This is a genomic window from Nocardioides sp. NPDC006273 (assembly GCF_040613495.1).
GTDB lineage: Bacteria > Actinomycetota > Actinomycetes > Propionibacteriales > Nocardioidaceae > Nocardioides.
The window spans coordinates 70,759-94,480 of the sequence record NZ_JBEXSD010000014.1; the positions used below are offsets into that span (position 1 = coordinate 70,759).

Annotated in this window: 26 protein-coding genes; 9 read left to right on the forward strand and 17 right to left on the reverse strand. The window is 68.5% G+C overall.

The window, feature by feature from the left end:
* From ABZZ22_RS08760 to ABZZ22_RS08815, 12 genes are all read right to left on the reverse strand, one after another.
* On the reverse strand, positions 1–195 hold the full coding sequence (locus tag ABZZ22_RS08760) for a ferredoxin (RefSeq protein WP_179657980.1): 195 nt from the start codon (positions 193–195) through the stop codon (positions 1–3).
* A 19-nt stretch (positions 196–214) separates the two neighbouring features.
* Positions 215–691, reverse strand: coding sequence for a pyridoxamine 5'-phosphate oxidase family protein (locus ABZZ22_RS08765; protein ID WP_354929388.1), 477 nt, complete (start codon positions 689–691; stop codon positions 215–217).
* A 79-nt stretch (positions 692–770) separates the two neighbouring features.
* Positions 771–1,580 (reverse strand): hypothetical protein, encoded by an 810-nt coding sequence (locus ABZZ22_RS08770; protein WP_354929391.1) that lies wholly within the window; start codon positions 1,578–1,580, stop codon positions 771–773.
* An 82-nt stretch (positions 1,581–1,662) separates the two neighbouring features.
* Positions 1,663–2,250 (reverse strand): hypothetical protein, encoded by a 588-nt coding sequence (locus ABZZ22_RS08775; RefSeq protein WP_354929394.1) that lies wholly within the window; start codon positions 2,248–2,250, stop codon positions 1,663–1,665.
* A gap of 5 nt (positions 2,251–2,255) precedes the next feature.
* Positions 2,256–3,533, reverse strand: coding sequence for an MlaD family protein (locus tag ABZZ22_RS08780; RefSeq protein ID WP_354929397.1), 1,278 nt, complete (start codon positions 3,531–3,533; stop codon positions 2,256–2,258).
* Positions 3,530–4,894 carry an MCE family protein gene (locus tag ABZZ22_RS08785; RefSeq protein ID WP_354929400.1) on the reverse strand — a complete coding sequence of 455 codons (1,365 nt, stop codon included), beginning with the start codon at positions 4,892–4,894 and terminating at the stop codon, positions 3,530–3,532. The genes ABZZ22_RS08780 and ABZZ22_RS08785 overlap by 4 nt, the downstream gene beginning before the upstream one ends.
* A complete protein-coding gene (locus ABZZ22_RS08790; protein ID WP_354929403.1) occupies positions 4,891–6,147 on the reverse strand; it encodes an MCE family protein in 1,257 nt (418 codons plus the stop codon). Before ABZZ22_RS08790 ends, ABZZ22_RS08785 begins: the two co-directional genes overlap by 4 nt.
* Positions 6,144–7,133: an MCE family protein gene (locus ABZZ22_RS08795; protein WP_354929406.1), complete on the reverse strand. Its 990-nt coding sequence runs from the start codon at positions 7,131–7,133 to the stop codon at positions 6,144–6,146. The genes ABZZ22_RS08790 and ABZZ22_RS08795 overlap by 4 nt, the downstream gene beginning before the upstream one ends.
* A complete protein-coding gene (locus ABZZ22_RS08800; protein ID WP_354929409.1) occupies positions 7,130–8,230 on the reverse strand; it encodes an MlaD family protein in 1,101 nt (366 codons plus the stop codon). Before ABZZ22_RS08800 ends, ABZZ22_RS08795 begins: the two co-directional genes overlap by 4 nt.
* Positions 8,227–9,369 (reverse strand): MCE family protein, encoded by a 1,143-nt coding sequence (locus tag ABZZ22_RS08805; RefSeq protein ID WP_354929412.1) that lies wholly within the window; start codon positions 9,367–9,369, stop codon positions 8,227–8,229. Before ABZZ22_RS08805 ends, ABZZ22_RS08800 begins: the two co-directional genes overlap by 4 nt.
* 16 nt (positions 9,370–9,385) lie before the next feature.
* Entirely contained in the window at positions 9,386–10,228 is an 843-nt protein-coding gene (locus tag ABZZ22_RS08810; RefSeq protein WP_354929415.1) for an ABC transporter permease, read from the reverse strand.
* Positions 10,229–10,235: 7 nt separating this feature from the next.
* Complete coding sequence (locus tag ABZZ22_RS08815; protein ID WP_354929456.1) at positions 10,236–10,967, reverse strand: ABC transporter permease; 732 nt, start codon at positions 10,965–10,967, stop codon at positions 10,236–10,238.
* Between the two features lie 386 nt (positions 10,968–11,353).
* Between ABZZ22_RS08815 and ABZZ22_RS08820 the strand changes: the two genes are divergently transcribed.
* A complete protein-coding gene (locus tag ABZZ22_RS08820) occupies positions 11,354–12,604 on the forward strand; it encodes a phospholipase D-like domain-containing protein (RefSeq protein ID WP_354929418.1) in 1,251 nt (416 codons plus the stop codon).
* Positions 12,605–12,702: 98 nt separating this feature from the next.
* On the opposite strand, the gene ABZZ22_RS08825 is transcribed toward ABZZ22_RS08820, so the two are convergent.
* From ABZZ22_RS08825 to ABZZ22_RS08835, 3 genes are all read right to left on the reverse strand, one after another.
* Positions 12,703–13,608, reverse strand: coding sequence for a DNA-3-methyladenine glycosylase 2 family protein (locus tag ABZZ22_RS08825; RefSeq protein WP_354929421.1), 906 nt, complete (start codon positions 13,606–13,608; stop codon positions 12,703–12,705).
* A 76-nt stretch (positions 13,609–13,684) separates the two neighbouring features.
* A complete protein-coding gene (locus ABZZ22_RS08830; protein WP_354929424.1) occupies positions 13,685–15,088 on the reverse strand; it encodes a serine hydrolase domain-containing protein in 1,404 nt (467 codons plus the stop codon).
* Positions 15,085–15,501 (reverse strand): MarR family transcriptional regulator, encoded by a 417-nt coding sequence (locus ABZZ22_RS08835; RefSeq protein ID WP_354929427.1) that lies wholly within the window; start codon positions 15,499–15,501, stop codon positions 15,085–15,087. The genes ABZZ22_RS08830 and ABZZ22_RS08835 overlap by 4 nt, the downstream gene beginning before the upstream one ends.
* Before the next feature lie 52 nt (positions 15,502–15,553).
* On the opposite strand from ABZZ22_RS08835, the gene ABZZ22_RS08840 reads away from it, so the two are divergent.
* The 3 genes from ABZZ22_RS08840 to ABZZ22_RS08850 all read left to right on the forward strand — a co-directional run bounded on the left by ABZZ22_RS08840 (position 15,554) and on the right by ABZZ22_RS08850 (position 18,552).
* Positions 15,554–16,138, forward strand: a complete 585-nt coding sequence (locus tag ABZZ22_RS08840) for a TIGR03086 family metal-binding protein (protein ID WP_354929430.1) — start codon at positions 15,554–15,556, stop codon at positions 16,136–16,138.
* Between the two features lie 130 nt (positions 16,139–16,268).
* Entirely contained in the window at positions 16,269–17,774 is a 1,506-nt protein-coding gene (locus ABZZ22_RS08845; RefSeq protein ID WP_354929459.1) for an ATP-dependent DNA ligase, read from the forward strand.
* Between the two features lie 82 nt (positions 17,775–17,856).
* On the forward strand, positions 17,857–18,552 hold the full coding sequence (locus tag ABZZ22_RS08850; RefSeq protein WP_354929433.1) for a TetR/AcrR family transcriptional regulator: 696 nt from the start codon (positions 17,857–17,859) through the stop codon (positions 18,550–18,552).
* 232 nt (positions 18,553–18,784) lie between these two features.
* On the opposite strand, the gene ABZZ22_RS08855 is transcribed toward ABZZ22_RS08850, so the two are convergent.
* Positions 18,785–20,065, reverse strand: a complete 1,281-nt coding sequence (locus ABZZ22_RS08855; protein ID WP_354929435.1) for an acetyl-CoA C-acetyltransferase — start codon at positions 20,063–20,065, stop codon at positions 18,785–18,787.
* A gap of 151 nt (positions 20,066–20,216) precedes the next feature.
* On the opposite strand from ABZZ22_RS08855, the gene ABZZ22_RS08860 reads away from it, so the two are divergent.
* The 4 genes from ABZZ22_RS08860 to ABZZ22_RS08875 all read left to right on the forward strand — a co-directional run bounded on the left by ABZZ22_RS08860 (position 20,217) and on the right by ABZZ22_RS08875 (position 23,127).
* The gene (locus ABZZ22_RS08860) at positions 20,217–21,539 is read left to right on the forward strand and encodes a 3-oxoacyl-ACP reductase (protein WP_354929438.1); all 1,323 of its coding nucleotides are present in this window, start codon (positions 20,217–20,219) and stop codon (positions 21,537–21,539) included.
* The gene (locus tag ABZZ22_RS08865; protein ID WP_354929441.1) at positions 21,539–22,405 is read left to right on the forward strand and encodes a MaoC/PaaZ C-terminal domain-containing protein; all 867 of its coding nucleotides are present in this window, start codon (positions 21,539–21,541) and stop codon (positions 22,403–22,405) included. Before ABZZ22_RS08860 ends, ABZZ22_RS08865 begins: the two co-directional genes overlap by 1 nt.
* Before the next feature lie 99 nt (positions 22,406–22,504).
* Positions 22,505–22,723 (forward strand): antitoxin, encoded by a 219-nt coding sequence (locus tag ABZZ22_RS08870; RefSeq protein ID WP_354929444.1) that lies wholly within the window; start codon positions 22,505–22,507, stop codon positions 22,721–22,723.
* On the forward strand, positions 22,714–23,127 hold the full coding sequence (locus ABZZ22_RS08875; protein WP_354929447.1) for a PIN domain-containing protein: 414 nt from the start codon (positions 22,714–22,716) through the stop codon (positions 23,125–23,127). Before ABZZ22_RS08870 ends, ABZZ22_RS08875 begins: the two co-directional genes overlap by 10 nt.
* Positions 23,128–23,133: 6 nt before the next feature.
* Here the strand turns inward: ABZZ22_RS08875 and ABZZ22_RS08880 are convergent, their stop codons facing one another.
* Entirely contained in the window at positions 23,134–23,484 is a 351-nt protein-coding gene (locus ABZZ22_RS08880; RefSeq protein ID WP_354929450.1) for an ArsC/Spx/MgsR family protein, read from the reverse strand.
* A gap of 147 nt (positions 23,485–23,631) precedes the next feature.
* On the opposite strand from ABZZ22_RS08880, the gene ABZZ22_RS08885 reads away from it, so the two are divergent.
* Positions 23,632–23,722: ATP-binding cassette domain-containing protein (locus tag ABZZ22_RS08885; protein WP_354929462.1), on the forward strand; the 91-nt coding region annotated here is incomplete at its 3' end.

Below are 23,722 nucleotides of genomic sequence, written 5' to 3' on the forward strand. Positions count from 1 at the left end.
CTACTCCTCGATCCTCAGGGCCGCCTTCGGGCAGCCGGCCACGGCCTGCTCGACGCGGTCGCGGTTCTCATCGGTCACGGTCGGGTCCGCGATCTGCAGGTAGTCGTCGTCATCGATCTCGAACACGTCGGGCGCGAACGCCTCGCACATCCCGTTGGACTCGCACAGGTCGAAGTCCGCGATCACCTTTGCCATGTCCGTCTCCTTGAACTCTTCATCCTTGGCCGGGCAGGGCACCCAGCTTGCGGTGGTCCCAGCTCGCGACCTTGTCGGGCTCGATGACGATGCCGACCCGCTTGTGGGCCTGCTTCGAGACCAGGTCCTCACCGAGCTCGCCCAGGTCGGCGCCACCGGCCATCCTGGCCATCACCAGCGACCCGAGGGCCTTGATCTCCTCGTAGTCCTCGACGAGACGCGCCTTGCCGGTGATGCTCACCCCGCGCAGCTCGAAGTAGTCCTCCCCGTCCTCGACCAGGCAGGTGACCCGTGGGTCACGTCGCAGGTTGCGCACCTTCTGCGAGGAACCGTAGGTCCAGAACGCGATCTTGCCCTCGTCGAGCACGTAGAACAGCGTGGTCAGGTGCGGAGCCCCGTCGGCGCCCACGGTCGCGACCTGCACCTTCATCTGCGAGCCGAGGAAGTCCTCGGTCTCGGTATCGGTCAGCTGTACGGACTGGCGGGAGCCGGCCATGTGCCCTCCTCGAGCAATAAAACTAGAACCTGTTCTACCATAACAAGACGAGGCCCCCGAAGGGGCTGCCTGATGAGATCTAGGAAGCAGCCCTCATCTCGGAGATCAGCCAACCACCGTCGTCCTTCACCAGCGTCAGCACCTCCCAGGTCGGGCTGACCACGGTGTTCTTCGTCTTCGGCGCGGTCGCGCTCTGGTTGACGAAGAGCAGCACCGACGCGGTGTCCTCGGTGGCCGAGATGATCGAGGCGGCACAGTCCTCGTCGACACAGGCCTTGCCCTCCTCGGCCGCCTTGGCGCCGTCTTCGGAGAGCGGCGCCACCTGGGCGTCGACCTTGATGCCCAGGTCGGCCTGCTCCTTGCGCTTGTCCTCGCCGGGGAGCGTCTTCTCGTAGTCCTTCTGCATCGCCGGCGTCATCAGCTTCTTCGCCGCCGCGATGTCCTTCTCCGCGCTCGCGGCCTGGTAGGACATCACCGTCTGCGCCAGCCCGACCGAGTGCTCCATGATCGCCGCCCGAGAACCGGCCGCGGTCAGCTCGCCGCCCGGCGCCACGTCATCCTTCGACGCCCGATCGACAGCCAGCCACAGCGCGCCGCCGGCCACCAGGACGAGTACGCCGAGAACGGCCGTCAGCACCCGGCTGCCGTCCCCCAGCCACCGCTCGGCGAAGCCGCCACGCGCCTCGGACGAACCCTCACCCTCATCCTCAGCTTGAGGCTCTCCCTCGTCCCCGCCGCGTACGTCCGGGGCCTCTGGCTCGTCGGTCGGTGGCAGCAGGTCGGAGCCGCAGTAACGGCACTTGATCGCGGCTGCCTTGATCGTCTCCGCGCAGAAGGGGCACTCCTTCTGGCCGGCGGAGACCGATCCGTTCGCTCGGACGCCTGTCATCGGACCGCCTCCGTAGCGCAAGCGCCAGGATACGGACGCCGCCCGATGAAGATCCCATTGTTCACTCGCTGACGCTCGCTCATCAGTTGACTCCTGCCAGGTCGGACATGCGCCATCCGTCCTTCGTCTTGTCCAGCGACACCTTGAACCGGTACTTCGAGCACTTCGCTCCGTCGTAGGGGCAGGTGTCGCTCTTCTTCAGCTCAGCTGTCTGGCTGCTGGTCACGACCGAGTCCACGGCGACCAGCACGACCGCCTTCTTCGAACCGATCGCGCGGATGCCGACCTGCTTGACCTTGCCCTTCGAGACGGTCTGCGCGGGGATCGCGGCCTGGCGGATCTGCTCGGCGATGGCGGTGTACTCCTTGCCGAAGGTGCCGGTCGAGATCTCCTTGACCGCCTGGATCCGCGGGTCCATGTCGCGGTAGTCGACGTCGAGGAAGGCGATCACCCCGTCCTCGGCGACGGACTTCACCTCGTCGTAGTCGGCGGCAGCAGCCTCGGCGGGCGTGGTCCACGGCAGCACCCGGGCGCCACCGATGAAGACGGCCGCCGCGAGCACGACGAGGATCACCACCAGCGCCGCGAGGACGGTGTTGACCCGCCCCAGTCTGGCGACGGACATCTTGACGTCGAGGCGGTTGTGGGCCAGCTCGGCAGGCTCAGGCACGGGACTCACTCCTCTCCCAGGATCATCGATCGCCAGGAGTCGTCGGACAGGGCGGAGACCAGGCCTCCGTCATCGGTCGGGGCGGACATCGTGACCGTCTTTCCATCGGGGAGCTTGGTGCGGCCGGTCTTGGGGTCGTAGCTCGTCACGTACTTCTCGACCCCCTCGGGCTTCGGCACCATGTTGACTCCCCGCTGCATGATCGGGTTGTTGCCCTCGTAGTCGGGCTGGGCGCGCTTGTCGGTGCACTTGGCCGGATAGAGCGGCTGGTCCTCCATCACGGTGCCGGGAATCCACTGGTCGGGGGGCTTGTAGCCCTCCTGGCACGGCGGTGTGGTGTAGACGAAGCCCATCGAGAGGTGACCGTAGCCGTCACCGGGCGAGCCGGTCCACCCCGTCGCCACGACCTGCGGGAAGGTCACCAGAGTCTGCTCGATCGCTGGCAGCCGGGCGGTGAGCACCTCGTTGACGGTCGTGAGGTTGGCCAGGAAGACGGGCAGGAGCGGCTGCAGCCCGTCGACCAGCGACTGCACCTGGACCGCCGTCGCCTCGCCGCCCTGCAGGATCTCGCGCAGCTCCGGGTCACGCTTCTCCAAGGTCGCGGTGACCTCCTCGAGCCCGTCGGCGAACTCGCGGATGTCGCCGCTGTGGTCCTTCTGCGTCTGGAGAACGGTCTGGCTGGTCTCGAGGAGGCGCACGGTCTCCTCCTGGTGAGCGGAAGCCTCGTCCACCAGCTTGGCACCCGAGTCGAGCAACGTACGCAGGTTCTCGGCGTTGCCGCGGAACAGCGTGCCGAGCTCGGCCACGACGGTGCTCAGGTCCTCGCCGTCGATCGAGTTGGTGAAGCCGTCCAGCTCGGTGAGCAGCTGATCGGTGGTGCCGGGCATCGACTCGGGCCCGGCGCTCACCACATCGCCCTCGGCGAGGTAGGGGCCGGCGGCCGAGTCGGGGATGAAGTTGATGTACTGCTCCCCCACCGCCGAGAGGTTGTGGACCTCGATCTTGGCATTCCTCGGCACCTCGGTGTCGGGGTCGAGCTCCAGCTCGGCGCGAACGCCCTCCTCGGTGACCTTCATGGTGGCCACCCGACCGACGCCGATGCCGCGGTAGTTGACCTCGCTGCCCTCGTAGAGGCCACCGGAGGCCGGGAGGTCGACCGAGACGTTCACGTGTCGGCCGAGCACGCGGTCGACGATGCCGAGGTAGGCGGCCGAGACGTAGAAGATCCCGACCGCGGCGAGAACCAGGAAGATGACCAGCTTGGTGCGTACGCTGCGCGTCATCGGGTGCCCCCTCCCAGGAGTCCCTCGAGGAGGCCGGTCAGGCCCCCGGTAGTCGGCTCGGCCGTGGGCGTCTCGGTCGCCGAGGGCGTGGAGAGCCCTTCGGTGATCTCGGGAACCAGGCCGTTGAGTCCTGGCGTCTTGGTCGAGGTCGAGCTCTTCGGCAGCAGGTCGGAGATGTCGGGCAGCTTGGGGGTCTTCTCCCCCGGCTTCGCCTTCGTGTCCTCCTTACCGACCACCGAGCAGACCAGCTGCAGATTGGTCAGGTCGCACAGCGCCTTGGCCAGCGGCTGGATCGCCCGACAGCCCTTCGAGTAGGACAGGCAGATCTGGAACACCTGCGGCACGATGCCGCTGGACTCGCCGTTGGTGAGGCTGCCGACCAGCTTGCCGAGGTCCAGGTCCATGTGGAACAGCGCGTTGGAGTAGTCGCCCATCGCCAGGCCGGCGGCGTTCTCCGGGAACGGGAAGCTGGCCGCCATCATCAGTCCGCGTGGCAGCGAGTCGCCGGCGTCGGCGAGCTCGCGCAGCGTCGGCGCCAGCTCGTCCAGCGCCGTGGTCAGGTTGGCGCCGCTCTGGTTGATCACCCGGGTCGCGACCACGCCGAGCCGGTCGAGCGCCTTCATCATCTTCAGCATGTCCGCGTGCTGCTGGCGGAGCACCTCGAGAGCCGGGCCGAAGGAGTCGATGGCGGCCTCGATCGACTTGGACTCCTTGTTGAGGGTGCGGGTCAGCCGGTCGACCTGCTCCATCGCCTTGATGATCGAGCCCTTCTGCTGGTTGAGCGAGGCCACCGTCGTCTCCAGGTTGCCCAGCAGCGAGCGCATGTCACCGGTGCGCCCGTCCATCATGGTGTTGAGCTCGTCGCTGATCGTCTTCAGCTGGCCGACGCCACCGCCCGCGAGCAGGAAGGAGAGCGCGCCGAGCACCTCCTCGACCTCGGGATTGCGGTTGGTGCGCTCGAGCCCGATGGTGGCGCCCTCGCCCAGCTTGCCGGCCTTGGCGACGGTGGAACCCTCGGGAGCCACCAGGGCGATGTACTTCTCCCCCAGCAGGCTGGTCTGGCGCACGTTGGCCAGCGCGTCGGCCGGAAGCTCGATGTTCTTGCGGACGGTCATGGTGACCTTCGCGTGCCAGCCCTCCCGCTCGACCTTGTCGACCTGGCCGACCGGGACGTCGTTGGCCATCACCTTCGTGCGCGGCACGATGTCGACGACGTCGTTGAACTCGGCGGTGACGACGTAGCCGTCGCCCTCACCGACCTCCTTGCCGGGCAGCGGCAGGTCATAGGCCTGTACGCCGCACCCGCTCGCCACGGCGAGGACGCCGAGCACGGCGACGAACGACCGGATCCGAGATCTCATCTCTTGCCTCCCGACATCAGGTCCTGCAGCGACCCGCTGAGCTCGGTGATGCCGCCCTCGGAGACCACCTCGGGCTTCACCTCCGGCTGCTTGGCCTTGGTCTCGTTCGAAGCCCCGAGCGGCAGCCCGGTCGCGGTGTCGCGGTCGGTGGGGGCCGCGGCGTCCGTCAGTGCCTTGCCGACCGGAGCGGTCGAGCCGGTCGGCAGCAGCGCCTTGAACAGCGCGCAGATCTCCTTGGCGCCCGGGATCTTGTCGTTCTCGACGACCATGCACAGGATGTTGGACAGGTCCGAGCCGATCGGCCCGACCTGCAGCCGGAAGCCGACCGATCCGGAGGCGGGGTCGAAGGCCTCGGCCAGGTTGCCGATCCCCAGCGGTGCCAGGTCGACGACGGTGCCGAGGGTCTCCTTCTCCTTGGCCAGGATGTCGAGCGTCTTGTTGAGCTCCTTGACGTCACCGACCAGAGCGTCGGAGTTGTTCTCCACGAACGACTTCGTCACCTTCACCGCCTGCGCGATCGCCGCGAGCGCCTGGTCGAGCTCGTCGCTCTCGCCGGCCAGCTGGGTGGAGACCGTCGAGAGGTCGGTCAGGAACCTCTCGGTCGTCTCGTCGTTGCGCGCCAGCGTCGTGGTGACCTCGGAGAGCTGGGTGAGCGTGTTGAAGAGCTGCTCGGAGTTGCCGCCGAGCACCTGCGCCGCCTCGGACATGTCGGCGATCGCCTGGTTGCCGATCTCGCCGTTGCCCTCCAGCGCGTCCGCGCCCTCACGCAGGACGTCGCTCAGTGCGCCGTTCTTGTTGGCCCCGTTGGGCCCCAGCGAGGTGGCCAGCTCGGAGAGGCTGGCGTAGATCCGGTCGAGCTCGACCGGCACCGCGGTGCGCTCGATCGGGATCTCACCGCCGTCTGCCATCGCGGGCCCACCGGTATAGGCCGGGGTCAGCTGGATGAACCGGTCGGCGACGAGCGTCGGGGTCACGATCGCGGCCTTGACGTCCTCGGGCAGCTTGTAGTCGCTCTGGTACTCGATCACCGCGTCCACGTGGTCGCCCTTCGTCTCCAGGGAGGCGACCTTGCCGACCTTGACGCCCATGATGACCACGTCGGATCCCTCGTAGACGCTCACCGCCTGCGGGAAGCTCGCGGTCAGCGTCTTGGTGTCGGGCGAGGCCACCTCGGAGATCAGCAGCAGCCCGCACATCAGCACCAGCGCGATCGGCAGCGCGGCCCACTTTCGGCCCCAGAAGTTCTTTGTCATTCCACGATCCCTGGTCGTCGTCCGGGCACGAACTCCCCACTCACGATCCCGGTGAGGTTGGCGAGGTAGGCGTCGAACCAGGGCCCGGTGCCGATGATGTTGATCAGGATCGACGCGTACGGCCCGTAGTTCTGGATGGTCTTGGTCAGGTCCTCGTCGCGGGCGTTGAGGAACTTCAGCGCCTGGTCGAGCGCGTCCAGCGCGGGACCGATCTGCTTCTCGTTCTCCTTCACCAGGGCCTTCAGCTGCTCGGCCAGGGCCGTGGCGTTGACCAGCAGCTGGTGGATGGCCTGGCGGCGCGAGATGAGCTCGGCGAAGACCTGGTCGCCGTTCTTCATCACGCCGACGATGTCCTGCTTGCGCTCGTTGACGAGCTGGACGACCTTCTCTGCGTCCTGCAGCAGCGCCTCCAGCTCGTCGCCGCGGGCGGCGATCGTCTGGGAGAGCGCGGCGATGCCCTGGAAGGCGCCCTGCACCTCGGGCCCGGCCTGCTCGAGAGTGCCTGACATCGTCGTCAGCGCCTTGGCCAGCTGCTGGGTGTCGATCGCCTCGGTCGTCTCGGCGAGGTCACCGAAGGTGCCGACGATGTCGCTGCCAGCACTGGTGCGGGCCAGCGGGATCGTCGAGCCGGCGTCGAGGTTCCGGCCGCCCTGCGGCGTGATGTCGAGGTATTTCTCCCCCAGCAGGTTGAGCACGCCGACCGACGCCTCGCTGCGGTGGCCGAGCTCGGTGCCGTCGACCGAGAACGAGACGACCACCAAGGCTTCCTCGATCTCGATGTCGCTGACCCGGCCGACCCGGATGCCGGCGACCTCCACCCGGCTGCCCACGTGCAGGCCGCTGGCGTCGGAGAACTCGGCCTGGTAAGTCGTTCCGGCGAGCCACGGCAGCTTGCGCAGGTTGAACGCCGCGGTGAGGGCCAGTGCCAGCGCGACGATCGTGATCACGCCGGTGCGCGTGAGCTTGGCCTCGGAGTGGCGGCTCATAGCTTGCACCTCTCTGCCCGGCTGTAGAAGGCCACGTTGTCGAGCTGCTTCTGGATCGCCTTGACGGCCGGCGAGTTGTCGAGCAGCTCACCGAGCGAGGGCAGCTTGATCGAGAAGTCGAGGTCGCAGAGGTAGTAGTTGTACCAGGAGCCGTAGCTGCCGATCCGCGCCTGCGACTCCAGCGTCTCCGGGAGCCGCTCGAGCGTCTTGTCGAGCAGCTTCTGGTTGCCCGGCTTGTTGAGGATGTCCACCACGCGCTTGAGCTGCTTGATGTCCTCCTTGAGGAACGGCCGTACGTCGGTGAGCAGCCCGGCCAGCTCGTCGGTGAGGTCGCCGATCGAGGAGATCGAGTCACCGATCGCCTCCTTGTCCCGCGCCAGGTCCTTCATCCAGCCGCTGAGCTGCTGGATCAGCTCGGCCAGCTCGGTGTGGTGCTCGTTGACCGTGTTGAGCGTCTTGGACAGGTTGGTGATCACGTCCCCGATGAGCTGGTCGCGCTCGGCCAGGGCACTGGTCAGCTCCGCCGTCTCCGAGAGGAGGCTCGCGACCGTGCCGCCCTCCCCCTGCAGCACTCGGATCAGGTTGAGCGAGAGCTTGTTGACGTCCTTGGGCTGCAGCGCCTGGAACAGCGGCTGGAAGCCGTTGAAGAGCTCGGTCAGGTCGAGCGCCGGCGTGGTGTTGGCCATCGCGATCGTCTGGCCCTTGCGCAACGGCGCCGCGTCCGCCCCGGGCTCCCGCGAGCCGGCGTCCTGGGTCAGCGCCAGATAGCGGTCGCCGACGAGGTTCAGGTAGCGGACCTGGGCACCGCTGGCGGTCGTCAGCGGCACCGTCTCGTCGACCCGGAAGGTGACCATCGCGTGATCTCCGCCCTCGATCTCGACGGTGAGCACCTCTCCGACGGTGATGCCGGCGACGCGTACGTCGTCTCCCTCGCTCAGGCCCGAGGCGGTGGTGAACTCGGCGCGGTAGGGCACGCGGTCGCCGAAGCCGAGGTTGCCCATGATCGAGGCCAGGGTGCCGGTGACGATGATCGACAGGACGGTGAAGATGACCAGCTTGGTCCCGGCCACCGTGGTCTTCAGATCGCGCTTGTTCACTGCAGGCCCCCGTTCCCGGGCGCCCACGGCACGTCCTCGGTGCCGTTCTTCAGCTCGTTCGGCTCGGCCGGAACCTTCGGGTTCGGCAGCCCGGCGCACCAGGGTCCGTGACCGATCTCGCCCCACTCGGGGCGGTCGTCGCGGCCGTACGACGGCTTTTGGGTGCCGTCGAGGACCATCGTCTGACGCACGCGGTTCTGCTGGAAGACGGTCGCCAGCAGCTCGGTGTAGTCGTCGAGACCCCGCAGCAGGCAGGTGTACTCCGGGGAGTAGTCAGCGAGCAGCTTGAGTAGCGGGACCGCCAGCTCGGTCTCGTACCTGATCGCCTTCTCGTTCTCGGCGAGCAGGTCCTTGGAGGAGTTGGCGACCCCGGTGACCGAGGTGAGCAGGCCGCCGAGACGAGCTCGCTGCTCGGTCACGGTGTTGGCCGTGGTCGTGGTGTTCTCGAGGACCTTGACGAGGTCGGGAGCGGCCATGGAGTAGGTCTCCGCGACGTCGGCCATGTCCTCGAGGTCGCGTTCGAGGGTGGGGAGGTGGACGTTCATCTTCTCGAGGTAGTCGTTGAGCTGGACCATCGTCTCGCCGAGCTTCTCCCCGTTGCCGGAGAGCGCGGTGGCGAGGGCGTGCAGGGTGCTGTTGAGGTCCTGGGGCCGGATGGACTTCAACAGCGGGAAGAGCCGGGCCAGGATCACATCGAGCTCGACGCTGGTGCGGACCCGGTCGGCGGTGATCACGGTGCCGTCGCTCAGCGCGCCGGTGCGCTCTCCCTCGGGGTCGATGAACTCGACGTACTTCTGCCCGAAGAGCGTCGTCGGCTTGATCGCGACGCTGACGTTGGCGGGGATCCGCTCGGCCTGTTCCGGCTCCAGACCGAGCTCGATGACGGCCAGCTTGCCGTCCTGGCGGATCTCGCGGACCTGCCCGACGATGACGCCGTGCATGCGTACGTCGCCGTAGCGCGGCAGCTGCAGGCCGGCCCGGTCGGCTTGCACGCTGACCGTGGTGAACTGCACGAACGCCTTCTGGTAGATCGCCACGCAGAGGGTGATCAGCAGGGCGAGGGTCACCGTGAAGGCGATCCCGGAGACGAAGAGCTTGGTGTGCTCGGCGCGGGTGTCGCGCTGGATTCCCATCAGCATGTGGATCGCCCCAGCCTCATCCCGTGATCCGCACGGTGGTCGTCGAACCCCAGATCGCGAAGCTCAGGAAGAAGTCCGCGACCACGACGGTGACGATGGACGTACGGATCGCCTTGCCGACCGCGATGCCGACCCCGGCCGGGCCGCCGGAGGCGGTGTAGCCGTAGTAGCAGTGGATCAGGATGATCGCGACCGCGAGGATGATCAGCTTGAGGAAGCTGTAGAGGATGTCGATCGGCGGCAGGAACGCCAGGAAGTAGTGGTCGTAGGTGCCGCCGGACTGCCCGTACATCAGCGTGGTGATCAGCCGGGGGCTGAGGTAGGAGGCGCACAGGGCGACGACGTAGAGCGGGATGACGGCCAGGAACCCGGCGATCATCCGGGTGGTGACCAGGTAGGGAAGGCTCGGCACGCCCATCGCCTCGAGAGCGTCGATCTCCTCGGAGATCCGCATCGCGCCGAGCCTCGCGGTGTAGCCGCAGCCGACGGTCGCCGCGAGGGCGATCGCGGAGATCAGCGGTGCGACCTCGCGGGTGTTGAAGAACGCCGAGATGAACGCGGAGAACTTCGCGACACCGATCTGGCTCAGGCTCGCGTAGCCCTGGATGCCGACCTCGGAGCCGGCGAAGAAGGCCATGAACGCGATCACGCCGACGGTGCCGGCGATCATCGTCAGGCCACCGGCGCCGAAGGCGACCTCTGCCAGGATGTTGAGCACCTCCCGCTTGTAGCGGCGCACGGTGCGCGGCGCCCAGGCCAGGGCCTTGGCGTAGAAGAGCAGCTGGTCGCCATAGCCCTCGACGGCCTGGCGCTGCTCCTTGACTATCTGGATGCCCACCTGGGCGAGCGTGTTGGACACCGGGGGATCACAACCCGTCCTGAGGAACGATCTGGAAGTAGATGGCGGTCATGATGGAGTTCAGGACGAACAGCATCATGAACGCGATGATCACGGCCTCGTTGACCGCTCGGCCGACGCCGCTGGGGCCGCCTTGGGCGTTGAGACCGTTGTAGGCGCCGATGATCGCGGCCAGGAAGCCGAACAGCGCTGCCTTGACCATCGAGATGTAGAGGTCCGGGAGACTCGCGAGGGCGGTGAAGCTCGACAGGAACGCCCCGGCCGAGCCGCCCTGGATGATCACGGTGAAGAAGTAGCCGCCACCGATCCCGGTCGCGATGACGATCCCGTTGATCATCACCGAGACGAACAGGCAGGCGAGCACCCGAGGGACCACCAGCCGGACCACCGGGTCGATGCCCAGCACCTCCATGGCGTCGATCTCCTCGCGGATCTTGCGTGAGCCCATGTCGGAGCAGATCGCGGACCCGGCGGCTCCGGCGATGATCAGCGCGGCAGCCATCGGCGCCGCCTCCCGGACCACCGCGAGCACCGCCGTCGCACCCGCGAACGACTGCGCCCCGAGCTGACCGGCGAGGTTGCCGACCTGCAGCGAGATGACCGCACCGAACGGGATCGAGACCAGGACCGCGGGCAGCATCGTCACGCTGGCGATGAACCAGGCCTGCTCGAGGAACTCGCGGAACTGGAACTTGGTCGTAAAGGCCCCCTTGACGACCTCTCCGGTCATCAGACCCATCCCGCCGACGCCTCGTACCAGCGAGACGAACTGGACTGCCATAGTTCACCTTTCGCGGGTCCTGTGACTCGGCTCACGTTTCAGGCCAGTAGTAGAACATGTTTCAGTTCTGAGAGCAACGACTCTTCCCTCGACATGTCGCCGAACAGGGAGGGAGGTATCTGCTTCCAACGACTTACCCGTCAGTAAGTGACGGGAGTCACAGAATCCTCCACCCCTGTGCCGGGGATCGTGACGGGCGTTCTCGCATGCTGGTCCGGGGCGGTCGGGCAGGCTGGTGCCATGGTCATACGCATCGGCATGGAGCAGCGGGCGGCACCGGTGTGTCTCAACGCGGCGCGCCCGTTAGATTGGGGAATGTGATGAGACTGTCGCCGGGGGGCGTCATGAGGTTCCTACGCCGCCTGCTCCTCGTCGTCTTCGGCGTGCCGGTGGCGCTCGCCGTCGTGATGAGCCTCGTCGACGCCTACCGCAGCCGCGGCAAGCGCGGCGGACGAGCCAAGCCGTTCCCGGTGACGCCGCCGCTGACCAACAGCGTCGGCGATGGCACGGTGACGACCTACACCTTCGGCAACGACCTCTACGAGGACATGATCGCCGCGATCGACGGCGCCAAGAAGCAGGTCCTCCTCGAGACCTACATCTGGAAGGGCGACGAGGTCGGGCAGCGGTTCAAGCAGGCGCTGGCGGCGGCGACCGAGCGCGGGGTCGAGGTCTACTGCATCTACGACGAACTCGCCAACCTGGTGGTGCCGGCCCGCTTCAAGCGCTTTCCCCCAGGGATGCACGTCCTGCGCTACCCCACCTACGCGGCGGGCTGGCGCTTCTTCGACCTCTCGCGCTACGGCCGCGACCACCGCAAGATCCTGGTCGTCGACGACACCGTCGGGTTCGTCGGCGGCTACAACATCGGGGATGCGTACGCCACCGAGTGGCGCGACACGCACGTGCGCATCACGGGCCCCGGGGTGTGGGACCTGCGCCGCGCGTTCGCGGACTTCTGGAACCTCAACCGGCGCCGACCGCACCCGCTGTCCCGCCGGACCGCCCATGAGGGTCCGCTGCTCATCGAGACCGCCCCGTCCTGGGACCCCGACATCCGATTCCACCGCAACGTACCCCGGCTGTGGATGTTCCCGATCCGGTCGATGTATCTCGAGGCGATCAACCGTGCCTCCCGCAACATCTATCTGACCACCGCCTACTTCGTCCCCGACGAGGACTTCGTGGACGCGCTCAAGGCCGCGGCACGGCGCGGGGTCGACGTACGCATCCTGCTGCCGCTGAAGTCGAACCACATCGTCGCCGACTGGATCTCGCGAGGCTACTTCTCTCATCTCCTCGGCTCAGGCGTGCGGATCCTGCGTTTCAAGGACGCGATGATCCACGCCAAGACGGCCACCGTCGACGGCCACTGGTCGACCGTCGGCACCGCCAACATCGACCGGCTCTCCCTGACCGGCAACTACGAGATCAACCTGGAGATCTTCGACCCCGCCGTCGCCAAGCAGATGGAGGAGATCTTCTCCCGCGACGAGTCCAACGCGATCGAGCTGACCGCCGAGGAGTGGGCGGCGCGCGAGATCCACCGCAAGTTCACCGAGCTGGTCCTGACTCCCTTAAGGCCCTTGCTCTAACCCCGAGGCCTGCCGAGTCGGCGGATCTGTCCCCGTGTCTCGCGAAGCGAAGCGAGCGAGAGGGGACAGATGCGCCGACTCGGCAGTAAATCGGCAACTCAGCGAGGCAGATGCGTCCGAGGCGACATCCGCGCCCCCCGCCGTGGCCGCCTGCCAGCTCCCCGATAGATCAGCGCCACCACACGGGCACGATGCGGCCGGAACCGCTCCAGGTAGTCGCGGAGCTGTTCGTCGTCCCAAGGCTCGTTGGTCAGCGCCCAGCCGACGTCCTTGGCGACGTGGTAGTCGCCGAAGCTGACCGCGTCAGGGTCACCGAGCGCCCGCTGGCGCACCTCGGCCACGGTCCACTCCCCGATCCCCGGGATGGTGGTGAGCCGGCGCGCGACCTCCTCGCCAGGCAGGCCGGCAGTCCGCTCGATGGCCGGCGCGACCCGCGCCGCCTGGAGAACGGTCTTGGAGCGGGCGTGGTCCACCGGCAGACGCAGCCACTCCCAGCTCGGGACCGTCCGGAGCCGCTCCGGTGAGGGCTGCAGGCGCAGCCCGTGGTCGGCACCCGGCCCGGGAGCGACCTCGCCGAATCGCCTGACGAGGTTGCCGAAGCCGCGGAACGCCTCGGTGCTGGTCACCTTCTGCTCGATGATCGCGGGCACCAGCGCCTCCATCACCAGTCCCGTCCGCCCGAGGCGGGGCACCTCGAAGCGCTCCATCAGCGTCATCAGCACGGGGTCGTCGGTCTGGAACTCCTCTGGGCGGTCGTCCGCGCCGAGGAGGGCCGGTACGTGGGTCAGCGCCCACTCGGCGCCCTCTCCCCACGCCTCGGCCTCCACCTCGGTGTCACGTTGGCGCAGCCTGAGCGTGGCAGGTCCCTGCGGCGTACGCACGGCTCGCCAGTGGTCCTCACCGATGATCTTGTACGTCGGGTCGCCCGGCCCGCGGCGGAGCGGGCGCAGCATCGAGGCGAGGCCGACGGCATGGCCGGGGCGGACCGTCCGCTGCGCGCTCATGCCGCCGACTCGGTAGGGCAGCGCAAAGAATACCGAGCCGGCCGCCTGAGGATCATGGTCACTCGCTGGCGCTCGCTCATGCCTCGAGGCTAGCCCGCGGGATGACCCGGCTGGTCGTCAGATGGGTCGCCCGGCCGGCCGGGCCTCGACCGGTGAAGCCGAAGACATGGCGGGCTCCGTGCAGCGCGTCGGCGGTGACGACCTGGTCGGCTGCGTACGGGAGCACCTCGTAGCGCACCGGCTCGTCGCCGGCCGCGGCGGCCTCGGGGCCCGGGACCTCCTCGACCCACAGCCGGCCGTCGGGGTGCCGGCGCAGCGTCCAGTCGACGATGCGGGCGCGGTAGGTGCCGAGCAGCCGGTCGGCGTCGAAGCCGGGCGGCGGCTGCCGCGGTGGCACCGGGTCGGGTGCGATCCGGACGCCGGCGAGGTCGTCGAGGAGATGGCCGACGACGTCGTGGTAGAGCCCGTTGGTGTCACCACCGTTGGTGAGCAGCGCAACCGCGAGGCCGCGCTCGGGCACCATCCGGAAGAACGCCGACTGCCCGATCGTCTGGCCGTCGTGGCCGACGATCCCCTGGCTGGTGTCGTCGAGGGACCAGCCCAGGCCGCGGGCGTCGGATCGGGTAGAGGCGGGATGGTCGACCTGCCGCGTGAGCACATCGGCGCAGGAGGCTGCCGAGAGGACCCGGGTGCCGTCGTGGGCGACGCCGCCCGATAGATGCATCGCGGCATAGCCGAGCAGGTCGCGTACGCGCATCGAGAGCATCGCCCCGACCGGGCCGCTGGCACGGGCCATCCCCCAGGCCGGGCCCGGGCGGAGGACGTGGTCGGGAGCCGGGTCGATGTGTCCCATCGCGGTGCGAAACCTGATCGCGTCGTAGGCCGTGGTGGCGAGGTGGGTGAGGCCCATCGGCGCCGCGAGCCGTTCTTGGAGCGCGCGGTCCCAGGTGGTTCCACGCAGGACCTCGACGAGGCGCCCGAGGACGGCGAACCCGGTGTTGGCGTAGGAGAACCGCTCCCCCGGGGCGAAGATCTGCGGCAGATCACCCATCGAGGCGACGAACCGCTCGACCGCGTCGTCGCCGGGCCCGTGGTCGGTGAAGACGTCGCCCTCGAAGCCGGCCGTGTGGGAGAGCAGATGACGGACGGTGATCGTCCGGGTCGCCTCCTCCTCGGCGACCGCGAAGCCCGGCAGGTGCCGGATGATCTCGTCGTCGAGGCCGACCTTGCCCTCGTCGACGAGCTGCATCACCAGGTCGGTGGTCCACAGCTTGGTGATCGAGCCGATCTGGAACAGCGCGTCGGTGGTCGCCTCCACGCCGGTGTCGAGGTTGAGGACGCCGCTCGCGTGGTCGACCACCTGCCCGTCGTGGAGGACTCCGACGGCCGCGGCGGGAACCCGGCGTCGTCGCAGCAGGCTCGGCAGCTCGTCCCGGAGCCAAGTGTGGGTGGCGGCGAGCGACGTCGGACCGGGGCTCATCGGCCGGCCTCGGCGAGAGCCGTCAGCGCGCGCTCGAACGCCGCCCGGTCGGCCGGGTCGAGGTCGGCCAGCAGCTCGGTCTCCATGGCTTCGATGGCCTCGCGACACCTGCGGAGGATCTCGGCGCCGCCGGGGGTCAAGGAGACGATCCGGTTGCGACGGTCGGCCGGGTCGGGTTGGCGAGCGACCATGCCCTCGGCCTCGAGCCGGTCCAGGTTGCCGATCAGCCGGGTCTTGTCACGGCCCGTCGTCGCGGCGAGCTGGGCCTGCGTGGGTGCGTCCGACTCGGCCAGCGCGGTCAGCACCGCGTAGTCCCACATCTCCAGCCCGGCGGCATCGAGGATCGGCTTCTCGCGAGCCATCACCTCACGCATCAGGCGGGACAGCAGGAAGCCGAGCTCGGGTCGATCCACCGCAGAAGCCTAACCGTTCGACAGATCATCTACTGCCGCATACGATCAGCATGTGCTTACTTTTAAAGAGACGCTCGCGGCCTACGACCGCGCCCAGCACGACACCGCCACGCTCGCCTCCGCGATCGACGACCTGACCATCCCCACCCCCTGCGCCGACTGGGACCTCGCCGACCTGTTCGGGCACATGGTCGGGCAGAACGTCGGCTTCGCTGCCGCGGTCGCCGACGGCGACGCACCGCTCGCCGCGTACGAGTCCGTGCCGGTCGACAGCGAGGACGTCGCCCGCAGGTGGCAGGAGTCGGCCACACGGGTTCGGGACGCGTTCGGCGCAGCCGATCCGGAGGCGACGATCCACCTCGCCGAGTTCGGCTTCCACCCGACTGTCACGATGGCGCTAGGGATGCAGCTGCTGGACGCCGCCGTGCACAACTGGGACGTCGCGGCGGCTCTCGGGATCGCCAGCCGGCCAGACGAAGCAACGGTCACCCACGTCCACGACATCGCTCGCCAGATCGCCTCCTCGCCGGGCGGCACCCCCGTCTTCGCCACGCCGCTGCCCATGAGTGGCGATGACCCATGGAACGACGCGCTACGCCTTCTCGGGCGTGACCCCGCGTGGACCGCAATGGGGTAGCGCAAAGTGGTCTCGACCCGCTTCGCGGGTTCGCAGGCTCACCCGCTGCGCTCGCTCGACCTCCTCCCGTTTGCCCGGCGCAAGCGCCGGGCAAGGCTCGGATGTCGGTGGCTTGATGTTCACTGGACACATGCTGCTCGCCGACATCGTCTCCACCTCGAACGCCGTCGCCGCGACCCGGTCACGGAAAGCGAAGGTCGCCGCGCTGGCGACATGCCTCGGCGCGACCACGCGCGAGGAGCTGCCGGTGGCGACGGCCTATCTCGGCGGCTCGCTGCTGCAGCGGCGTACCGGGCTGGGTTGGCGCTCGCTCACCTCCCTCCCCGCCCCGGCAACCGAGCCGTCGTTGACCGTCGAAAGCGTGCACGAGGCGTTCGAGCGGATCTCCCGGCTCGCCGGGGCCGGCTCGCAGGGCGAGCGCGTACGCGAGACCGAGACGCTGTTCGGCGCCGCGACCGAGGCGGAGCAGACCTGGCTGCGGGGCGTGGTGACCGGAGAGGTCCGCCAAGGCGCACTCGACTCACTCGTCCAGGAGGCGCTGGCGGTGGCGGCGCAGGTGCCGTTGCCCGCCGTACGCCGCGCCGCGATGCTCTCCGGTTCGACCGTCGCGGTCGCGGGGCTCGCCTTCGACGGCGCAGACGCGCTGGACGAGGTCGGGCTGGTCGTCGGACGGCCGGTGCTGCCGATGCTCGCCTCGTCCGCCGGCTCGGTCGAGGAGGCCATGGCCAAGCTCGGCGAGGCGGTCGTGGTCGACACCAAGCTCGACGGCATCCGGATCCAGGCCCACAAGTCCGGCCCGGAGGTCCGCATCGCGACGCGCACCCTGGAGGACATCACCGCGCGGCTGCCCGAGGTCGCGAAGATCGTAGGCGCCCTGCCGGCCGAGACGCTCGTGCTCGACGGCGAGGCGATGACCCTCGGCCCCGACGGGCGACCGCGGCCGTTCCAGGAGACCGCCTCGCGCACGGCGACGCGGTCGTCCTCCGAGACGGTCGTGGCTCCGTACTTCTTCGACATCCTCCACCTCGACGGTCGCGACCTCCTCGACCACGCACTCGACCAGCGCCTCGCCGAGCTCGACCGGATCGTCCCCGAGCAGCACCGGGCTCCGCGGCTGCTGACCGTCGACTCCGAGGAGGCGGAGCGGTTCGCCGCCGACGTCCTCGCCGCCGGTCACGAGGGAGTCGTCCTCAAGGGGGTCGGCCTGCCCTGGGAGGCCGGGCGGCGCGGATCGGGGTGGATCAAGGTGAAGCCGGTCCACACTCTCGACCTGGTCGTGCTCGGGGTCGAATGGGGCTCCGGGCGTCGCAAGGGCTGGCTCTCCAACATCCACCTCGGCGCGCGCGGGCCGGACGGGTTCGTGATGATCGGAAAGACGTTCAAGGGGATGACCGACCAGATGCTGGCCTGGCAGACCGAGCGCTTCACCGAGCTCGCGGTCACCGACCCTCACAGCGACTGGGTCGTCGACGTCAGGCCCGAGCAGGTGGTCGAGATCGCCTTCGACGGGGTGCAGCGCTCGACCCGCTACCCGGGCGGGGTCGCGCTGCGGTTCGCTCGCGTGGTGCGCTACCGCGACGACAAGGCCGCGGCCGAGGCGGACACCCTCGCGACGGTGCAGCAGTTCCTCGGCTAGCCCGATCACGACATCAGCCGACGCATGTGACTAGGCGCACTCGTGGTGCAACTCGGAGTTGCACACGGCGTACAGTGTGCCTGTGAGCACCCGACCAAGCACCTCCGGATCCGCGTCGGACGGCCGCCGCTCCGCTGCTGCGGCCCGGCGCCGAGCCCGCGAGGCAGACATCGTGGCGGCCACCCGCAGACTCTTCGACGAGCGCGGGGTCAGCGATGCGCAGATCGAGGACATCGCCAAGGCCGTCGGCATCAACCGGGCGATCGTCTACCGGCACTTCACCGGCAAGGACGAGATCTTCGCGCTGACCCTGGTCGGCTATCTCGACGAGCTCCGCGAGCGGATGCTCGTCGCGACCGAGGGCGACAGCTCGCCCACCGACGTCGTCCGCGACGTCGTCGGCACCTTCGTCGACTACGGGATCGCGTATCCCGCCTTCGTCGACTGCGCCCAGACGCTGATGCGCCGCAGCGGCTCCGACCTCCTCGACGAGCTCTCCGAGAGCGCCCTGTTCCGCCTCGGGCGGGCGATGAACGGCTGCCTCACCATCCTCACCAAGGTCCTCGAGGACGGCGCGGCATCCGGTCAGCTCCACGTCGAGGACGCCAACCTGCTCGCCAACACGCTCTACGCCTCCGGCCTGGGCGCTCTCCAGCTCGCCCGCGTCGGCATCCTGGTCTCCGAGTCCGCCCCCGGCGTACCCACCGTCGGTTCCGTCTCCCCCGACCAGGTCCGCGACTTCCTGGTCACCTCGGCCCTGGCCCTCACCGCAAAATAGCCCTCGCCGAAACCGCACTTCTGGCGAACCGAAACCACACCTCTGGCATGCCCAATCGGTAGTTCTAGCGTGTCGAATGCGTAGTTATGGGGAACGAAACTCAATTTTCGTTCCCCATAACTACCGTTTCGGCCCCCACAACTACCGACTCGGTACGCCACAACTACCGACTCGGCGGGAGATGGGTGCGGCGCCCGGCAGGAGCCGGGCGCCGCGTACGTCTTGCGTTTTCCTACTTCTCCAGGATGGCTACCACGCCCTGGCCGCCGGCGGCGCAGATGGAGATCAGGCCGCGGCCAGAACCCTTCTCGTCGAGCAGCTTGGCCAGGTTGTTGATGATCCGGCCACCGGTGGCGGCGAAGGGGTGGCCGGCCGCCAGGCTGGAGCCCTTGACGTTGAGCTTCTCGCGCGGGACGGTGCCGAGCGGGGCATCGAGGCCGAGCTTGTCCTTGCAGAAGTCCGGGGACTCCCAGGCGGCGAGAGTCGAGAGGACCTGGGAGGCGAAGGCCTCGTGGATCTCGAAGAAGTCGAAGTCGTCGAAGGTCAGGCCGTTGCGGGCGAGCAGGCGCGGGACGGCGTAGGCGGGCGCCATCAGCAGGCCCTCGCCGCCGGCGACGTAGTCGACCGCGGCGACCTCGGCGTCGACGAAGTAGGCCAGGACCGGAAGATTCTTGGCCATGGCCCACTCCTCGCTCGCGAAGAGCACGGCGGAGGCACCGTCGGTCAGCGGCGTCGAGTTGCCGGCCGTCATGGTCGGGTTCTCGCCCTTGGCCCCGAAGACTGGCTTGAGGGTCGAGAGCTTCTCCACGGTCGAGCCCGGACGGAGGTTGTTGTCCTTCTCCAGGCCACGGAACGGGGTGATCTGGTCCTCGAACCAGCCGGCCTCGTACGCAGCACCCAGCTTCTGGTGGGACGCGGCCGCCAGCTCGTCCTGGGCCTCGCGCGTGATGCCCCACTCCTGTGCGGTCAGCGCGGCGTGCTCCCCCATGGAGAGCTTGGTGCGCGGCTCGACGTTGGCCGGGATGTTGGGGATGACGTCGGCCGGGCGGAGCTTGGCGAACGCCTTCACGCGGTCGACGTTGCTCTTGGCGCGGTTGGCCTCGAGCAGGATCTTACGGAGCTTCTCACCCAGCGCGATCGGCGCGTCGGAGGTGGTGTCGGTGCCGCCGGCGATGCCGGACTCGATCTGGCCGAGCGCGATCTTGTTGGCGATGTAGGTCGCCGCCTGGAGACCGGTGCCGCAGGCCTGCTGGAGGTCGACGGCCGCCGTCTCGGGGGCCAGCTTGGAGCCGAGCACGGACTCCCTGGCCAGGTTGAAGTCCCGCGAGTGCTTGAGCACCGCCCCGGAGGCGACCTCACCGATGCGCTCGCCCTCGATTCCGAAGCGAGCGGCGAGACCGTCGAGGACGGCGGTGAACATCTCCTGGTTGGACGCGGTCGCGTATGCACCGTTGGAGCGGGCGAAAGGAATACGGTTGCCGCCCACGATGGCGACACGGCGAGTGGTGGTCATGTGTTCATCCTTGTCTGATGAAGCGCTTTGGAGAAGGGTATGTCAGGGAGATCACGAAAAGTGGACACCGAGTTACACCTGTAGTTACAACTGGCCAGTAACATACCAACGTACGCCTCAGAGACCACGTCCAGAAGGATCAGAGCAGACCATGAGCGACAAGTACCAGAGCTTCACCCAGTCGGCGATCGGCAAGGTCCTCGTCAAGAACCTCGGGCTGCCGAGCCCCGCCAAGCTCGAGCGGTACGCAGCCGGTGCCCCACTGGTGAAGGGCACCGTCCTCGTCGGCGGCCGTGGTCGCCTGGCCGAGTCGCTGAGCGGGCTCCTCGGCGAGCTGGACGTCGCCGCGACCGACACCGCGGCCGCCGGCGCGCGCTTCAAGGGCCTCGTGTTCGACGCCACCGGCCTCACCTCCACCAGCGACCTGGTCGCGCTCCAGGAGTTCTTCACCCCGGTGATGCGCAGCCTGGAGACCAACCCGCGCGTCGTCGTGATCGGCACCCCGCCCGAGCTGCTCAGCGGCCGCGAGCGGGTCGCCCAGCGGGCGCTGGAGGGCTTCACCCGCAGCCTCGGCAAGGAGATCGGCAAGGGCGGCACCGTCCAGCTCGTCTACGTCGCCAAGGGCTTCGAGGGTTCGCTGCTCTCCACGCTGGCCTTCCTGCTCTCCCCCAAGAGCGCCTACGTCTCCGGCCAGGTCGTCCGGATCGGCACCAAGAACGCCTCCCCCGCGGCCGAGCAGGTCGATCCCAAGAAGCCGCTGACCGGCAAGGTCGCGCTCGTCACCGGCGCCGCGCGCGGCATCGGCGAGGAGATCGCGAAGGTGCTGCAGCGCGACGGTGCGACGGTCGTCGGTCTCGACATCCCGCCGTCCGAGGACGACCTGAAGAAGGTCACCCCGGACTACATCACCGCCGACATCACCGCCGAGGACGCCCCGGGGAAGATCGCCTCATTCCTCCAGGAGAAGTTCGGCGGCGTCGACATCGTCGTCCACAACGCCGGCGTCACCCTCGACAAGAAGCTCGCTAACCAGAAGGCCGACCGCTTCGGCACTGTGCTGGAGATCAACATCTCCGCCCCGGAGCGGATCACCGCCAAGCTGCTCGAGCAGAACCTGATCCGCCCCAACGGCCGCATCATCGGCGTCTCCTCGATCGCCGGCATCGCCGGCAACCTGGGTCAGACCTCCTACGGCGCGTCGAAGGCCGCCGTCATCGGCTTCGTCGACTCGCTGGCCGAGGAGCTCCCCGACGGCATCACCATCAACGCGGTCGCGCCGGGCTTCATCATCACCCAGATGACCGCCGCCGTTCCGTTCGCGACCCGCGAGGTCGGCCAGCGGCTCAACGCGATGTCGCAGGGCGGCCTGCCGGTCGACGTGGCCGAGACCATCGCCTGGTACGCCTCGCCGGCCTCCACCGCGGTCAACGGCAACGTCGTGCGCGTCTGCGGCCAGATGATGCTGGGGGCCTGATGAGCGACATGTTCACAGGCAGGTCCGGTCCCGGGATGCTCATCAGGGCGGCACTGCCCGCGATCCCGGGCGTCAACTCCCTGCCGGGGATCAAGAAGACCGGTGTCACCTACGAGGAGCTCAGCCTCGCTCGTGAGCCGGTCGCCGCCGACCGGGCCGCGGTCGACGCCTACGCGGAGCTGTGCGGCTTCCCGGTCAAGGACACCGTGCCGCTCCCCTACCCGCACATGCTGGCCTTCCCGCTGCACATGGCGCTGATGTCCTCACCGGACTTCCCCTCGCCCGCGATGGGGATGGTCCACATCGAGAACTCGATCAGCGGCTACCGCCCGATCTCGGTCGGCGAGGCGGTCGCGGTCACCGCCACCGTCGGGCAGCCGGAGCCGCACCCGGTCGGCCAGGCGTACCGGTTCCTGACCGTTGCCACAGTGGAGGGCGAGGTCGTGTGGGAGTCGACCTCGACGTACCTGGTCCGGGGCAAGCGGAACCCCGAGGTGACGTGGCGCTCGGATCTCGCCGAGGTGGAGCCCTCGGGCCCGGTCTTCCCGCTCGAGGCCGACCTCGGTAGGCGCTACGCCAAGGTCGCCGGCGACTACAACCCGATCCACCTGTACCCGCTGACCGCGAAGGCGCTCGGCTTCAAGCGGCAGATCGCTCACGGGATGTGGACGAAGGCGCGCTGCATCGCGGCGCTGGAGAACCGTCTGCCCGGGTCCGTGCGCGTGGACGTGGCGTTCAAGAAGCCGGTCTTCCTGCCCTCCTCGGTCGCGTTCGGGTCGCTCAAGCATCTGGACGGCTACGACTTCTCCCTCCACAAGCGCGGCTCCGACACCCTCCACCTGGTGGGGCGCACGACCGCTCTTTGAGGTCCGGTGATGCCCGGAGTGCGCCATGCCCACACACCGGGCATCACCCAACCGGCTGCACCGCTCCGCTAGCATCTTGCGTCCAGGAGGTGGACAGACATGTCCGACGTACTGATCCGAGGCCTCTCGGATGGCGAGCTCGCACGCATCGACACCGAGGCGAGGCGGCTCGGACTCACCCGCAACGAGTATCTCCGCAGGTGGTTCACGCAGGACGCGCTGCGTCCGCTGCCGCCCGCGCGACCCGTGGCCGGCGCAGACTTCGCGAAGTTCGCCCCGCTCGCCGACCGGGGTCTGATGCGTGACGCATGGTCGTGAGTCGACCCTGGCTGATGCACCGGTCGGCACTCGCCCGGATGTCCACCAGCCCCGACGCTGAGAAGTGGTCCCGCCTGATCGAGCTGGGACAAGTACGCATCACCACCACCACGCTGCTCGAGATCGGCCACCTGGCCCGCTCGGAGCGTGAATGGTCCGAGCTCGTCGAGGACGTGCCGGTGGTCCACATGCCGCTCGCGACCCTCACCCCGCGTACGGAGGCCCGGGCGCTGGAGATCCAGCGCATCGTGCTGCGCAGCGGCCGTCACCGGGCCCCGTCGGTCCCGGACCTGCTCGTCGCGGCGGTCGCTGAAGAAGCCGACCTGACCGTGCTCCACGCCGACAACGACGTCGATCTCATCACCCGCACGACCGGTCAGCCGGTCGAGCGGCTGCGTGGCTGACCCGGCTCAGAAGAGCTCGCGCACCTTCTCGATCGGCCGGGCCAGCACGCCACTGTCGCCCTTGAGCACGATCGGGCGCTCCAGCAGAGCGGGGTGCTTCACCATCAGGTCGACCAGCTCGTCCTCGGACAGGTCGCGCTTGCCCAGGTCGAGCTCCTTGTAGACCGGCTCACGCTTGCGCAGCACCTCACGAGCGCTCAGTCCGGTCTTGGCGAGGATGTCCTTGACCTCCTCGGCCCGCAGGCCGAGCACGTGGTAGTCGACCTTCTCGAAGTCGACGTCCTCCTCCTTCAGGAGAACGAACAGGTTCCGACACGTCGTGCAGGTCGGCTTCTCGTACACGGTGATCTGATCCACGCCGCCACCTTAGCCCGCGCGTTCGGTGCGCTATCGCGGCAGGCGACCAGCATGTGCGATAGTGCGTCGACCTATTCTGAGCATGCCGATGTAGGTTCACGCCGAGTCGGCTCGTTCTGACCGAAATACCCGTCGAGTCGGCTCGTCTTGACGAGAGTCGAGCCGGGGGAGGTCCTCGGCCTGCTCGGCGCCAACGGCAGCGGCAAGTCGACCATCCTGCGGGCCTGCTTCGGCGCGC

Coding starts and splice junctions, on each gene's coding strand:
- ABZZ22_RS08760 (WP_179657980.1), bottom strand. CDS start 195: ATGGCAAAGGTGATCGCGGACTTCGACCTGTGCGAGTCCAACGGGATG.
- ABZZ22_RS08765 (WP_354929388.1), bottom strand. CDS start 691: ATGGCCGGCTCCCGCCAGTCCGTACAGCTGACCGATACCGAGACCGAG.
- ABZZ22_RS08770 (WP_354929391.1), bottom strand. CDS start 1,580: ATGACAGGCGTCCGAGCGAACGGATCGGTCTCCGCCGGCCAGAAGGAG.
- ABZZ22_RS08780 (WP_354929397.1), bottom strand. CDS start 3,533: ATGACGCGCAGCGTACGCACCAAGCTGGTCATCTTCCTGGTTCTCGCC.
- ABZZ22_RS08785 (WP_354929400.1), bottom strand. CDS start 4,894: ATGAGATCTCGGATCCGGTCGTTCGTCGCCGTGCTCGGCGTCCTCGCC.
- ABZZ22_RS08790 (WP_354929403.1), bottom strand. CDS start 6,147: ATGACAAAGAACTTCTGGGGCCGAAAGTGGGCCGCGCTGCCGATCGCG.
- ABZZ22_RS08795 (WP_354929406.1), bottom strand. CDS start 7,133: ATGAGCCGCCACTCCGAGGCCAAGCTCACGCGCACCGGCGTGATCACG.
- ABZZ22_RS08805 (WP_354929412.1), bottom strand. CDS start 9,369: ATGCTGATGGGAATCCAGCGCGACACCCGCGCCGAGCACACCAAGCTC.
- ABZZ22_RS08815 (WP_354929456.1), bottom strand. CDS start 10,967: ATGGGTCTGATGACCGGAGAGGTCGTCAAGGGGGCCTTTACGACCAAG.
- ABZZ22_RS08820 (WP_354929418.1), top strand. CDS start 11,354: ATGAGGTTCCTACGCCGCCTGCTCCTCGTCGTCTTCGGCGTGCCGGTG.
- ABZZ22_RS08825 (WP_354929421.1), bottom strand. CDS start 13,608: ATGAGCGCGCAGCGGACGGTCCGCCCCGGCCATGCCGTCGGCCTCGCC.
- ABZZ22_RS08830 (WP_354929424.1), bottom strand. CDS start 15,088: ATGAGCCCCGGTCCGACGTCGCTCGCCGCCACCCACACTTGGCTCCGG.
- ABZZ22_RS08845 (WP_354929459.1), top strand. CDS start 16,269: ATGCTGCTCGCCGACATCGTCTCCACCTCGAACGCCGTCGCCGCGACC.
- ABZZ22_RS08855 (WP_354929435.1), bottom strand. CDS start 20,065: ATGACCACCACTCGCCGTGTCGCCATCGTGGGCGGCAACCGTATTCCT.
- ABZZ22_RS08860 (WP_354929438.1), top strand. CDS start 20,217: ATGAGCGACAAGTACCAGAGCTTCACCCAGTCGGCGATCGGCAAGGTC.
- ABZZ22_RS08865 (WP_354929441.1), top strand. CDS start 21,539: ATGAGCGACATGTTCACAGGCAGGTCCGGTCCCGGGATGCTCATCAGG.
- ABZZ22_RS08870 (WP_354929444.1), top strand. CDS start 22,505: ATGTCCGACGTACTGATCCGAGGCCTCTCGGATGGCGAGCTCGCACGC.
- ABZZ22_RS08875 (WP_354929447.1), top strand. CDS start 22,714: ATGGTCGTGAGTCGACCCTGGCTGATGCACCGGTCGGCACTCGCCCGG.